The sequence below is a fragment of the Arthrobacter sp. 01N444 genome, assembly GCF_056399305.1.
In genome coordinates this window covers 12,077-24,715 of the sequence record NZ_JBFTRB010000014.1, presented here as the reverse complement: position 1 = coordinate 24,715, position 12,639 = coordinate 12,077, and the positions used below count along the sequence as shown (strand labels likewise).

General features: G+C 68.4%; 11 protein-coding genes and 1 riboswitch. Of the genes, 4 read left to right on the top strand and 7 right to left on the bottom strand.

Annotated elements, in window-relative coordinates:
* Nucleotides 1–73 precede the first annotated feature (73 nt).
* Complete coding sequence (locus tag AC1DKN_RS15235; RefSeq protein WP_028275394.1) at nucleotides 74–1,597, top strand: UDP-N-acetylglucosamine 1-carboxyvinyltransferase; 1,524 nt, start codon at nucleotides 74–76, stop codon at nucleotides 1,595–1,597.
* 51 nt (nucleotides 1,598–1,648) lie between these two features.
* Nucleotides 1,649–2,833, top strand: a complete 1,185-nt coding sequence (locus AC1DKN_RS15230; protein ID WP_476871741.1) for a glutamate--cysteine ligase 2 — start codon at nucleotides 1,649–1,651, stop codon at nucleotides 2,831–2,833.
* A gap of 35 nt (nucleotides 2,834–2,868) precedes the next feature.
* Here the strand turns inward: AC1DKN_RS15230 and AC1DKN_RS15225 are convergent, their stop codons facing one another.
* The 4 genes from AC1DKN_RS15225 to AC1DKN_RS15210 all read right to left on the bottom strand — a co-directional run bounded on the left by AC1DKN_RS15225 (nucleotide 2,869) and on the right by AC1DKN_RS15210 (nucleotide 5,922).
* Complete coding sequence (locus AC1DKN_RS15225) at nucleotides 2,869–3,861, bottom strand: IS481 family transposase (protein ID WP_476871740.1); 993 nt, start codon at nucleotides 3,859–3,861, stop codon at nucleotides 2,869–2,871.
* A gap of 127 nt (nucleotides 3,862–3,988) precedes the next feature.
* A complete protein-coding gene (locus AC1DKN_RS15220) occupies nucleotides 3,989–5,197 on the bottom strand; it encodes an O-succinylhomoserine sulfhydrylase (protein ID WP_476871739.1) in 1,209 nt (402 codons plus the stop codon).
* Nucleotides 5,198–5,617 carry a rhodanese-like domain-containing protein gene (locus AC1DKN_RS15215; protein ID WP_476871738.1) on the bottom strand — a complete coding sequence of 140 codons (420 nt, stop codon included), beginning with the start codon at nucleotides 5,615–5,617 and terminating at the stop codon, nucleotides 5,198–5,200.
* Entirely contained in the window at nucleotides 5,614–5,922 is a 309-nt protein-coding gene (locus tag AC1DKN_RS15210; RefSeq protein WP_476871783.1) for a DUF1737 domain-containing protein, read from the bottom strand. The genes AC1DKN_RS15215 and AC1DKN_RS15210 overlap by 4 nt, the downstream gene beginning before the upstream one ends.
* 27 nt (nucleotides 5,923–5,949) lie before the next feature.
* A riboswitch (SAM riboswitch) is annotated at nucleotides 5,950–6,063 on the bottom strand.
* A gap of 319 nt (nucleotides 6,064–6,382) precedes the next feature.
* On the opposite strand from AC1DKN_RS15210, the gene AC1DKN_RS15205 reads away from it, so the two are divergent.
* On the top strand, nucleotides 6,383–7,336 hold the full coding sequence (locus AC1DKN_RS15205; protein WP_476871737.1) for an ATP-grasp domain-containing protein: 954 nt from the start codon (nucleotides 6,383–6,385) through the stop codon (nucleotides 7,334–7,336).
* Nucleotides 7,337–7,408: 72 nt separating this feature from the next.
* Here the strand turns inward: AC1DKN_RS15205 and AC1DKN_RS15200 are convergent, their stop codons facing one another.
* The gene (locus AC1DKN_RS15200; protein WP_476871736.1) at nucleotides 7,409–8,377 is read right to left on the bottom strand and encodes an aminodeoxychorismate lyase; all 969 of its coding nucleotides are present in this window, start codon (nucleotides 8,375–8,377) and stop codon (nucleotides 7,409–7,411) included.
* 93 nt (nucleotides 8,378–8,470) lie between these two features.
* Between AC1DKN_RS15200 and cls the strand changes: the two genes are divergently transcribed.
* Nucleotides 8,471–9,946: a cardiolipin synthase gene (gene cls / locus AC1DKN_RS15195; protein WP_374706716.1), complete on the top strand. Its 1,476-nt coding sequence runs from the start codon at nucleotides 8,471–8,473 to the stop codon at nucleotides 9,944–9,946.
* Nucleotides 9,947–9,969: 23 nt separating this feature from the next.
* Here the strand turns inward: cls and pabB are convergent, their stop codons facing one another.
* Both pabB and AC1DKN_RS15185 read right to left on the bottom strand, forming a co-directional pair.
* On the bottom strand, nucleotides 9,970–12,036 hold the full coding sequence (pabB, locus tag AC1DKN_RS15190; protein WP_476871735.1) for an aminodeoxychorismate synthase component I: 2,067 nt from the start codon (nucleotides 12,034–12,036) through the stop codon (nucleotides 9,970–9,972).
* A complete protein-coding gene (locus AC1DKN_RS15185; protein ID WP_476871734.1) occupies nucleotides 12,033–12,605 on the bottom strand; it encodes a low molecular weight protein-tyrosine-phosphatase in 573 nt (190 codons plus the stop codon). The genes pabB and AC1DKN_RS15185 overlap by 4 nt, the downstream gene beginning before the upstream one ends.
* Between the last annotated feature and the right edge of the window lie 34 nt (nucleotides 12,606–12,639).

Genomic DNA, 12,639 nt, shown 5'->3' with positions numbered 1-12,639 from the left:
ATCCGTGTGAGATTGGCGCCATTCCGGCCGGAATTGCCGTGGTTTAAAAATCATGCGTGATATTTTCGGGAGCATGACTCAACCGACTGCTGAACACGTAGGCATCCTGCTCCGCGAGGCGCGCGGCGCCAAGGGCTGGACCCAGGGGCAACTCGCCGCCGAGCTGGGCACCAGCCAGAGCGCCATCGCCCGGATGGAACAGGGCAAGCAGAACCTGAGCCTGAAGATGATCCAGCGCCTGGAGGCGATCGTCGGGCACAGCATCGTCAAGGTGGGCCGGCCCCAGATGACCCACCTGCGCGTCGAGGGCGGCCGCACCCTCGCCGGCGCGGTGGACGTCAACAGCAGCAAGAATGCCGGCGTCGCGCTGTTGTGCGCCAGCCTCATCAACCGCGGCACCACCACGCTGCGCAGACTTGCCCGGATCGAGGAAGTCAACCGGATCGTGGAGGTGCTGACCAGCATCGGCGTCGAGTGCACCTGGCTCAACGCGAACGACCTCCAGATCCGCCGCCCCGCCGTCCTGGACCTGGCCTCCATGGATGTGGAGGCGGCCCGACGGACCCGCAGCGTCATCATGCTCCTGGGCCCGCTGCTGGACGAGGCCGACACCTACCGGCTGCCCTACGCCGGCGGCTGCGACCTCGGCACCCGCACCGTGCAGCCGCACATGCAGGCACTGCGCCAGTTCGGCCTTAGCGTGGAGGCGAAGTCCGGGTTCTACGCGGTGCAGGCGCCACCGTCGGACGGTCACGACCGCTCCTTCGTGCTCAGCGAACGCGGCGACACCGTCACCGAGAACGCCATCATGGCCGCAGCCCACCGCCGTGGCACCACCATCATCCGCAATGCCAGCCCGAACTACATGGTGCAGGACCTGTGCTTCTACCTGCAGATGCTCGGCGTGGACATCGCCGGGGTTGGCACCACCACGCTGAAGATCACCGGCCGCCCGTCGATCGACGCCGACATCGAATACTTCCCGTCCGAGGACCCCATCGAGGCGATGAGCCTCATCACCGCCGGCATCGTGACGAACTCGGAAGTCACCATCCGCCGCGTCCCGATCGAGTTCATGGAAATCGAACTCGCCACGCTCGAGCAGATGGGCCAGCGGCTCGAGGTTTCCGGGGAGTACTTTGCCCGCAACGGCCGCACCCGCCTGGTGGACGTCACCACCAAGCCTTCGGAGCTGCGGGCGCCGGAGGACAAGATCCACCCCATGCCCTTCCCCGGGCTGAACATCGACAACCTGCCCTTCTTCGCGGTGATCGCCGCCAACGCCCACGGCCAGACAATGATCCATGACTGGGTCTACGAGAACCGGGCCATCTACCTGACCGAGCTCAACAAGCTCGGCGCCCAGGTCCAGCTGCTCGATCCGCACCGCATTTACGTCAACGGGCCCAGCAAGTGGCGAGCGGCCGAGGTGGGCTGCCCGCCTGCCCTCCGCCCCGCCGCCTGCCTGCTGCTGGCCATGCTGGCGGCCCGTGGCGTCTCGGAGCTGCGGAACATCTATGTCATTGAACGCGGCTATGAGGACCTGGCCGAGCGGCTGAACACCATCGGGGCGAAGATCGAGTATTTCCAAGACTGAGCCCCGCGTTGGTGTGGGGCGTTTCGGCGGATCCTGACGCACAATAGATTCATGCGCACCTTCGGCGTGGAGGAAGAACTGCTGATAGTGGACCCCGAATCGGGGATGCTGCTTGCCCTCGCTGACCTCATGCTGCCGAGTCTGGTGCCGCCGCAACAGGAAGCCGCCAGGGTTCTCCCGGCACAGAAACCGGTCCACGAAGGCGCCGACTTCAGCTACGAGCTCAAGCTCGAACAGATCGAGACCCAGACGCATCCGTGCCTGGAATACACGGAACTGCTCCGGCAGCTCAGGCGTGGCCGGTCCCTTGCGGACCAGGCCGCCCGGGCGCACGGCGGCCGGGTCGCGGCCCTGGCCACGTCGCCCCAAGGCTCAGCCACCCACCTGACGCCGAATCCGCGCTATATGACCATGCAGCAGCGCTTCGGGCTCACCGTCCGGAACCAGCTGACCTGCGGCCTCCACGTCCACACCTTTGTGGAGTCTCCGGAGGAGGGCGTGGCGGTAATGGACCGGATCCGCGACAAGCTGGCCGTGCTGATAGCACTCAGCGCGAATTCCCCCTACTGGAACGGGGCCGAGACCGGATTCGAAAGCTACCGCACCCAGGCCTGGAACCGCTGGCCGGGCTCGGGTCCGACGATGATCTTCGGCAGCCTGCCCGTCTACCGCCGCGTGGTCACCCGGCTGGTCGAAAGCGGCGTCCTGATGGATGAGGGGATGGTCTATTTCGACGCGCGGCTGGCCCGGCAGCATCCCACCGTGGAGATCCGGGTCGCGGATGTCTGCCTGCGGGCCGAGGATGCTGCCCTGATTGCCGTACTGGTGCGCGCCCTCGTGGAGTCGGCCGCGCGGGAATGGGACGACGGCGTCGATCCCGCCCCGGTGCCCACGCTGCTGCTGCGGATGGCCGCGTGGCAGGCCAGCAATTGCGGACTGCGCGGGGAGCTCCTGGACTTCGGAACCTTCACCCCGGCCCCGGCCGCGGACGTGGTCAGGGCGCTCGTGGACTTCGTGGCCCCGGTGCTTGAGGAACAGGGCGAGCTGGAACTGGCGCGCGAGGGCGTCGAGCGGATTCTGGCAGAGGGCACCGGTTCGCAGCTGCAGCGCGGCCCGTTCCGGGCCGGCGGCCTGCCCGCCGTCGTCGAGCGGGCCATCGAACTGACCACCCAGGGGCCCGTCGCCGAGGGGCCGGCAGACAATCGTTCGGCCCTGGGCCGGTTGCGCCCGGCCTGACCGGGAGCCCGCAACAGTTGCGGGTGCGGGATGCCCTAGATGTACTGCCCAGGGAGGTTGGTTAAGCGGCTGATGGGCGGCTGGCCTCCGATTGCGGTGTGGGGCCTATGGTGATTGTAGTGGTGCAGCCATGCCGGGAGGGCGTTTCTGCGGGCTGATTCCGTGGCGTAGAAGCGCTTGAAGGCCCATCCGTCGGCGAGGGTGCGGTGGAAGCGTTCGATCTTGCCGTTGGTCTGCGGCCGGTAGGGGCGGGTCTTCTTCGCCTTGATGTTCAGCTCCCGGCAGGTGTCCCGCCAGAGGTGGGATTTGTAGGCTGAGCCGTTGTCGGAGAGGACCCGCTCGACGGTGACGCCGCGGGCGGCAAACCAGGACACGGCCCGCCTGAGCACTCCGACTGCGGTGGCTGCTGTTTCGTCGCTGTGGATCTCTGCGTAGGCGACCCGGGAGTGGTCGTCGATGACGGTGTGCACGTAGGCGATGCCGATCAGTGGCCCGCGGTGTCTGCTACGCGCCTTGTCCGGGGTTCCTGCCCGGTTCCGGTCTCCTTGCTGCCGCCCAACGTAGCGCCAGCCGCCGCCGTGGGGGATATTGCCGAGCTTCTTCACGTCGACGTGGATCATGGCCCCGGGCCTGTCGTGCTCGTACCGGCGGATGACCTCCCCGGTGCGCTTGTCCACGTGGTGCAGGCGGTTCAGCCGGCACCGGACCAGAACCGCGTGCACGGTCGAGGCCGGCATGGCCAGCTTCGCCCCGATCGCGACCGGCCCCAGCCGTTGCTTCCAGCGCAGGTGCACTACCTTGCGCACCAGCTGCTGCGGTGTCCGGTTCGCCACCCGGTGCGGGCGCGAGGACCTGTCGGCCATGCCGTCCTGACCCATCGCGGCGTAGCGGGCCGCCCACCGTTTGGCCGTGGGCCAGGAGCAATTGAACTGCTCGGCAGCCCGGGACACCGGCCAGCCGTGGTCTACGACCAGACGCGCGACGCGCAAACGTTGGCGTGGAGTCAAAGCGGCATTAGCGTGGGACACGAGGACCTCCTGGTCGCTGCAGCGGTTGTCTAAGCAACTCCACTGTGCAACCGGAGGTCCTCACCTTTAGGTCAACGACTCCAGCGAGTCATCACATTCACCGAACCAACGTCCCTGGGCAGTACACCTAGACCTGCTTGAGCGCCTGGCCGAGGTCGCGGATCAGGTCCTCCACATCCTCCAGGCCCACCGACAGCCGGACCACGCCGTCGCTGAGCCCGATCGCCGCGCGGCCTTCCGGGCCCATCGCGCGGTGCGTGGTGGTGGCCGGGTGCGTGATGAGCGTCTTGGCATCGCCCAGGTTGTTGGAGATGTCGATGATCCGCAGCGCGTCCAGGAGTGCGAACGCGGCCTGCTTCGCCGTGCGCCCGGGGGAGGGCTGCAGCTCCAGGGTGAGCACGGTCCCGCCGGCCTTCATCTGCTGCCCTGCGAGCGGGTACTGCGGGTGGGACGGCAGCAGCGGGTACTTTACCCAGCCGACCGCGGGCTGTCCCTCGAGCCATTCGGCCAGCCGCAGCGCGGAGGCCGAGGAATGGTTGACGCGCAGGGCCATGGTCTCCAGGCCCTTGGTGAGCACCCAGGCGTTGAACGCCGAAAGCGCCGGACCGGTGTGCCGCATGAGCTGCTTGACGGGCCCGTCGATGAATTCCTTGGTGCCCAGGATGGCCCCGCCCAGGACGCGGCCCTGGCCGTCGATGTGCTTGGTGCCGGAGTAGACCACCACGTCCGCGCCGAGGTCGCCGCAGCGCTGGAGCAGCGGGGTGGCGAAGACGTTGTCAACCACCACCGTGGCGCCGGCCGCGTGCGCCAGTTTGCTCACGGCGGCGATGTCCACGATTTCCTGCATCGGGTTCGACGGCGACTCGAAGAACACCGCCGTGGTCGGCTCGGACAGCGCGGATTTCCACTGCTCCAGGTCCGGGCCGTCCACGAAGACCGTCTCGACACCCCAGCGCGGCAGGATTTCGTTGAGGATCACGAAGCACGAGCCGAACAGCGAGCGGGCCGCGACCACCCGGTCGCCGGCCGCCAACAGCGCGCCCAGGGCGGTGAAGACGGCGGACATGCCGGACGCCGTCGCGAAACACGCCTCCGTTCCCTCGAGCAGCCGGAGCCGCTCCTGGAAGGTGGCGACGGAGGGGTTGCCGTAGCGGGAGTAGACGAAGCGCTCGTCCTCACCGGTGAAGGCGCGCTCGGCGGCAGCCGCGGACTCGTAGACGAATCCTGAGTTGAGGAAGATCGGCTCGGTGGTTTCCTGGAAGCCGGTGCGGTCAAGGCCGCCACGGACGGCCTGGGTGTCGGCCGCCCAGCCGGCGGCGTCGGGATTGAAAGTCACTTAGATCTTTCCGAGGTTGGTGGGCAGGCCGCGGTTCTTCCAGCCATTGACGGTGCGTTCGCCAAAGCGGTCGGTCTCGCCTTCGAAGCCCTCAAGGACGTTGTACGAGGTGTAGCCGGCGGCCGTCGCGGCCGTCGCGGCCGCGATCGACCGGGCCCCGGAACGGCAAAGGAACACCAGTTCGACGGCGGTGTCCTCCGGCGCCTGCTGCCTTAGCTGTTCCACGAAGTGCGGGTTCGGCGTGCCGCCGGCGAGGTTCCACTGGATGAAGAGCGGATCGTTGCGGCTCTCGCCCGCGGCCGCGGTGTCCGGGATGCCGATGTGGGCCCATTCGCCCTCGGTCCGGACATCCACCAGGATGGCTCCGGCCTCCAGCTTGGCCCACGCCTCCTGCGGGCTGACGTCTCCGGCGTAGCTCATGCGTGGCCCGCGAAGGCCCCGTCGGCGCCAAATTCGTCGGCGTCGAGCTCATCAACCGCATTGGCCACGGCGGCGTCCGCACTGGCAATCGCGGCCGGCAGGACCAGCGCCTGCGCCACGATCACGGTGCTTCCGTTGAAGCTGGCGGCGGGGCTTCCATGCAGCACGTAGCCCTCGGCCAGGGCGGCTGACACCCGCTCGCAAAAGGCGCGGTCATCCGCCCCGGTGAACAGGCGGTAGGCCAGCCTCTCCTCGCCCCCGGATGCTGAACCGGGTGCTGTGCCGGGTGCGGCTGTTGTGGGTATTGACGTGTCGGGCACGACGGATCTCCTCTTTCACGCTTGCAGCTCGAATTCTCGAATGCCGAGTATTCACCTGAGGCACCCCGCCGCGAAAGGGAGGGTTGCCGACCGGCCAGTCAGGGCTTGGCACCGGTTCTCATTACTCCCCAAAAACGTAACACCTGCGACGCCGGCCCGCACCGCCGCCGTCGTCATGTTCCGTAACCGGACCGCGGCCCGGGCGAGTAGTGGCGGGCTCCAGTTTCGGGTACAGCCCACTCGTGTCTGCCGGGACGATTCGCCGTTTACTGGGGGGGATTAGGTCCGACGAGTCGGCCGGAGCTGCAGGTGATTCGAGCAATGTGCGAATCAAGCAGTCCCGGAATCGACTCGTCTGTCCATCAACAAGCTGTCTGGGAATCGGTGGCTGGAACGGTCGGAGCCGCAGCCGCGGTCCGGCCGGTGACGGCGGAATGGAGCAATCGTGGGCCCGCGCATACTCGTTACCGGGATTACAAGCGCCGCCGGACGGGCCGTCGCGGCCCAGCTCGAAGCCCGGGGCCTCCCGTACCTCGGCTCCGACGCCCGTGCCGACACCCGCCAGGCCGGGGAGGCTCCCGCCGCCGCGGTCAGGCTCCTGCCGGCGACGAACCCGGACATGGTCCTGGACCTGCGCCGGGTGGTGGACCGCGAAGCCATCAACGTCATCATTCCGACCCTCACCGTGGAACTCCCGGTCCTGGCCGCGGCCCGCGCGGGATTCGCCCAGGACGTGCGGATCATCGTGGCCGACCCCGCCGCGGTGGCCCTCGCCAACGACCACCTGTTCACCACCTGGGCGCTGCAAGCCACCGGCATCCCGGTGCCCCGGTTCGCGGTTCCGGGCGACCTCGCCGCCGCGCCGGCTTCCCTCGCCGGCCTCAGCGGCCCCGTGGTGGTCAAGCCGCGGGTCTTCAAAGGCTCCCATGGTATCCACCTGCTGGCCGGAACCGACTCCGTTAGCTGGAAGAACATGCCGGCGGGGCAACTGGTCCAGGAATTTATCCCGGGCGCCGACTATGTGTGCCTGGTGTTCGGCACCCCGGCACGCAACGCGATGGCGCCGGTGGCGGTGGTCCTCGAGAAGACCAGGACTCCGTATGGACGCGCCGGCAGCGACGAGGTCAGCCGCAGGGTGCCGGCGAACCAGGCCGGGGATGTGCGCAAGCTGGGCCTGGCCGCCGTCCGCACGCTCGGGCTGACCGGGCCGGTCCAGGTCCAGATCCGCCGCCGCACCGACGGAACGCCCGTGGTGCTGGGTGTCTGCGCGACCCTGGGGGAGAACAGCACCTGGGCCCCGGAAATGCTCGACGCCGTGCTCGCAACGTTCATGCTCCCGGCGTTCAACCCGGCCTCGTTCCGCCTGTGCCCGGCAGTGCCCGCGGACGCCCTGGGGTGAGCGCAACACCAACGCGGGGTCACTTACGGCCCATCCGGGGACATGGGATGGGCCGTAACTGACCCCGCGTTGCTATTCGATGGTCGCGAAGAGGGCGTTGAGTTCGGCCGTGAGTTGGCGCCGGAGTTCCGGGGTGCCGATTTCCTGCCCGTCGATGTGGTTGACCGGGGCCAGGAGCCGGATGCTGGAGATCAGCCAGACCGCGTCGGCGTCCAGCAGGTCCTTCGGCTCCAGCGGGCCGTAACCCAGCTCCCAGCCGGCGGCCTTGGCGGCGGTGAACAGGGCGCCCTGTGATGTGCCGGGCAGGATGCCGCTGTCCAGCTGGGGCGTGATGAGCCGCCGGATGGTGCGGACGCCGCCGGCGCCGTCGTCCAAGGTTTCCAGGTGGGCCAGCAGAACGGTCGACGTCGGACCTTCCAGCACCCGGCCATCCGCGGACGTGAAGATGACGTCGTCGGCGCCCTGCCGGTGGGCGTAGCGCAGCGCCGCCATGTTCACGGCGTAGGAAAGGGTCTTGGCGCCGAGCAGGAGCCACGGGGCGCGCTCGCCGACTTCACTGTCGTAGCCGCGGTCGAGCAGGATGACGTCGATCCCGGTCTCGCGCTGCCGCCGTCCCGCGGCCGCCGGGGCGGAGGCCTGGACCCAGCACGTGGGGGCAGCCGCGCCCTCCGGCCCGCGGGTGACAATCAGCTTCACCACCACCTCGTCCTGCTCCGTGCCGACCGTTGCAGCCGCGGCGGGTTCCTGCCCCCGGAACTCGCGGATGGCGGTTTCCACCGCCCGCCGCCATGCGTCCTCGGCGGGGATGTCCAGCTCCAGAAGCCGGGCAGAGCCCGCCAGCCGGGTCAGGTGCGCCTGTATCTTGCGGGGCCTGCCGCCGACGGCCAGGAGGGATTCGAAAACACCGTCGCCGCGGGTGGCGCCCAGGTCCGTGGCCATCAGCTGCGGCTGCGACGCGTCGGCAACGCGGCCGCCGTCGAACGCCGGGTCGAGGAAGACCAGAACGGTCGCGGGCGCGGGAACAGGGGCAGGAGTGGTCATGGCTAAAGCTTAGTCTCGGTGGTCCCGGGATAGGATTTGGTCACTGCCCGTTCGGAACTGTTCCGCGTGGCTTGTACGTTGAGGGGTTCGCCTGTGTTTTGGCCATTTCCGCTGGCGGAGACTTTACCGTCCTGGGCGATTCTGATTTTGACCGTGATCGACTTCGCCATCCGAGTGCTGGCACTGGGCATCATCCCCGGAAACCGGCGGCCCACCACCGCGATGGCGTGGCTGCTGGGCATCTTCATCGTGCCGACCATCGGCCTGCTCCTGTTCCTGCTGTTCGGCAACTTCCGGCTCTCCCGCAAGCGCCGCGCGCAGCAGGACGCGGTCAATACCCGAGTGCGCGCCGGGACCTCGGAACTGGCGATGCTGGAAAGCCGCTACGCCGGACCCGAATGGGTGGCTTCCGCCGCGGAACTGAACAAGACGCTGGGCTCGCTGCCGATGGTGGACGGTAACCAAGTGGAGCTGCTGCCCGGCTACCCCGACTCCATTAAGGCGATGGCCGAGGCGGTCCGCGGCGCAAAGTCCTTCGTCAACGCCGAGTTCTACATCATGAGCTCGGACCACGTCACGGACGATCTGCTGACTGCGCTGGAAGAGGCCGCCGAGCGCGGCGTCGAGGTCCGTGTCCTGTTCGATCACCTTGGCACGCTTCGCATCAAGGGCTATCGCAAGCTGATCGCCCGGCTCAAGGCCAGCAAGATCCGCTGGCGGCCCATGCTGCCGCTCAACCCGCTGCAGGGGCAGTGGCGCCGACCGGACCTGCGCAACCACCGCAAGATCATGGTGATCGACGGCGAGATCGCCTTCACCGGATCGCAGAACCTGATCGAGCCCTCCTACAACAACCCCAAGCACCGCAAGATCGGCCGCGAATGGGTCGAGCTGATGGCCTGCCTGCGTGGACCGATCGTCACCACGCTCAACGTCGTCTTCGCCACGGACTGGCTCAGCGAGACCGACGAATCCATTGAGGAACAGCTCGCGCACCGGCCCGAACTGCACGCCGGCAACATCACCGCCCAGGTGGTGCCCAGCGGCCCCGGCTTCATCACCGAAAACAATCTGCGGCTCTTCAACACGCTGATTTACTCGGCTCAGCGCAAGATCTCGATCTGCAGCCCGTACTTCGTCCCTGATGACTCGCTGCTGTATGCGGTGACGACGGCGGCGCAGCGCGGCGTCGACGTCGAACTCTTCGTCTCGGAAAAAGGCGACCAGTTCCTGGTCCACCACGCCCAGCAGTCCTACTATGAGGCGCTGCTTGAAGCCGGGGTGCGGATCTACCTCTACAAGGCCCCCTTCGTGCTGCACGCCAAGCACTTCACGATCGACGACGACGTTGCCGTGCTGGGTTCCAGCAACATGGACATGCGCTCCTTCTCGCTGAACCTGGAGGTCTCGGTGATGCTCCTGGGGGAGGACATCGTGCGGCGGATCAGCGCCGTGGAGGACACCTACCGGGGCATTTCGCGCGAACTTACGCTCGAGGACTGGATGAAACGTCCGATGGGCGTCAAATACGTGGACAACGTCGCGCGGCTGACGGCCACCCTGCAGTAGCCGGGGCCGGCGGGACAGCCGACTCAGCCCGTGGGAAACCCGGCGCCGAGCGTCGAGAGGACGCCGAACGCTTTGGTCCGGATTTCGTCGTACTCCTCCTGCGGGGTCGAGTCGGCGGTGACAGCGCCGCCGACGCCGAGACTCAGTTCCGCGGCACCCTCCCCGAGGGCGCTGACCACGAGGGTCCGGATTGCCACGGCGAGGTCGGCAGCCCCGTTCAGGGAGAAGTAGCCGATCGCCCCGGAGTACACGCCGCGCGGCGCGGCCTCCAGCCGGTCCAGGATGGCCATGGTGCTGACCTTCGGGGCGCCGGTCATCGAACCCGCGGGGAAACAGGCCGCAACCGCCTCGGCCCGCGGCATCCCGGGCCGCAGCCGGGCATCGATGGTGCTCACCATCTGGTGCACGGTGGCGTAGCTCTCGATCGCGCACAGCCGGCTGACGGCCACCGAACCCGGGACGGCGAAATGGCTCAAGTCGTTGCGCAACAGGTCCACGATCATGATGTTTTCCGCCCGGTCCTTGGCCGAAGACTCCAGCTCCTGGCGCAGGGCGGCATCCGTGCCTGGATCTGTGTCCCGGCGGCGCGTGCCCTTGATCGGCTCGGCCCGCATCCTGCCGTCCGCGGCAATCTGCAGGAACCGCTCCGGCGACGTGCTCGCAACGGCGAGCCCGCCGAACCGCAGGAAGCTGGCGAACGGGGCCGGGTTCCGGTGCCGCAGGTCCAGGTAGGCCGGCCACGGATCCACGCCGTGAGGCCCCGCGGGCGAGGCAGCCGTGAGCACCGTGGTCAGGCAGACCTCGTAGGTGTTTCCTTCCGCGATCTCACGCTGGGCCTCGGTGACCTTCGCCTTGTAGCCGGCTTCCGTGTCCCGGGCGGCGAAGCGCGGGGCGGTGGTTTGCGGGGCGCTGACACGCTGGGCCGGGGAGGCATGAGCGGCCGCTTGCGCCGACGCGGCCGCGGTGACGGCCGTGCGTGCCGTCTGAAGCCAGTCCCCGGCGTCGGGTGCGTCCAGGGTCAGCAGCCAGGCTGTGCCCTCGGCATGGTCAAGGACCACGGCACGGCCGGCGAAGATCAGGCAGGCGTCCGGGGTGGCGGCGGTGACGTCGTTCCCGCCGGTTTCGCGCTTGAGCTCGTAGCCGAGGTACCCGAGCCAGCCCAGGGTGAACTCGCACGGGTAGGCTTCGGGTGCGCGGAGCGCGCGGCGGCCCCACACGCCGTCGAGCCAGCGGAAGAACGGGCCATCGGTGGTCACGGTGGCCTGGCCCGTGCTGACGCGGGTCCGTCCGGAACTGTGCCGGACGGCCTGGCCGAAGCGGCCGCCGTCGTCGGCCAAAATGCTGAAGCGGCTCCGCTCCGCGGCCCCCGGGGCCAGTCCTGCCGGGTCCAGGGAGGAATCGAGCCATACGGCGTTGGGTGAACCGCCAAAGAGCGCCGCAAACAGCTGCCCGGCCTCGGGCCGGGCCTCGATCCGTTCTGCCAGCAACTGCAGCCCGCGCCGGGCGGCGAGTTCGGGCAGCAGGGCAGGGGCGACGGCGGGAAGGTACTGAAGGGCCTGCAGGACGTCGTCCGGGGCGGTGCCGTCCGCCAGGTTGAGCACGTGCAGATCCGCGCGGGCCGGGACGTCATCGGCCGCCAGCCACTCCGCTTCCTGCGCAGCCCACTGGTCCCAAAACGGTTCGTAGGTGTCGCCGTCCCGGGCCAGCGCCCGGGCCCGGCGGTCCGCGTCGGAGGAGTCCGCCCAGATCACGGCGTCCAGCAGGGGCACTGCGGCCGCCGCGGCGGCACCGACGCCCTCCACCAGGACGATTTCGGCCGGGCGTGTGGTGCGGGCCTCGCCGTCGTAGTGCCGTGCCCAGTCCCAGCTGACCCATTCCGCGTTCTCCCCGCGCCGCAAGGGCGAAAGCACGGTGGTGACGTAGCGTTCGATCCCCGCCGCCAGCCCGCTCCAGCCGGGATAGATGTCCTCGAGGTGGAAGAGCGAGACCTTGTGGTGTTCCCTCAACCGCGCCGCCAGCTCGATGGCCAGGGTGGTCTTGCCGGAGCCGGAGCGCCCGTCGATTGCGATGATGACGGGTGCGGGGCTCATGAAATAGAGCGTACCGGCTGCTGTGCATTGGCTTGATCACTGCCGTGATGTTGCCCGTCCTGCCGCTCAAGCTCGGTGCGTACGTGCTGCACAATCCCCGGAAGGGAGGACCGGATAAGGTTCCAGGTGGTGTCGAAGTCGGTGTGGCCGCCGTACCACGGGTCCTCGATGCCCTGCTCCAGCGGGTCCTTGTCCGCCACGGCGGGGTCGAAGCTGCGGAGCATGCGGATCTTGGCCAGCGAGACCCGGTCCGGTGCTGCCTGCCGGAGCCAGCCGTAGTGGTCGACGTCGAGGGCCAGGACCAGATCCCGGCTCGCGAACCATTCGGGCCGCCATTCGCGCGCCACGTGGCGGTCCGAAGCGATGTTCTGCGCCGTGAGTTTGCGCGCTGCCCGGGGATCGATGGGCCGGCCGGCCTCATACGCGGTGGTGCCGGCGGAATCGACCACGGCCCCCGTGAGGCGCTCGGCCCGGAATGCCTCCGCCAGCATAAGTTCCGCCATCGGGGACCGGCAGATGTTTCCGGTGCAGACCGCGATGATCCGGTACTGGCTCGACATTGAGGTCATAGCTAAGCATGAACGATCCCGGGCCTCTTGGCTA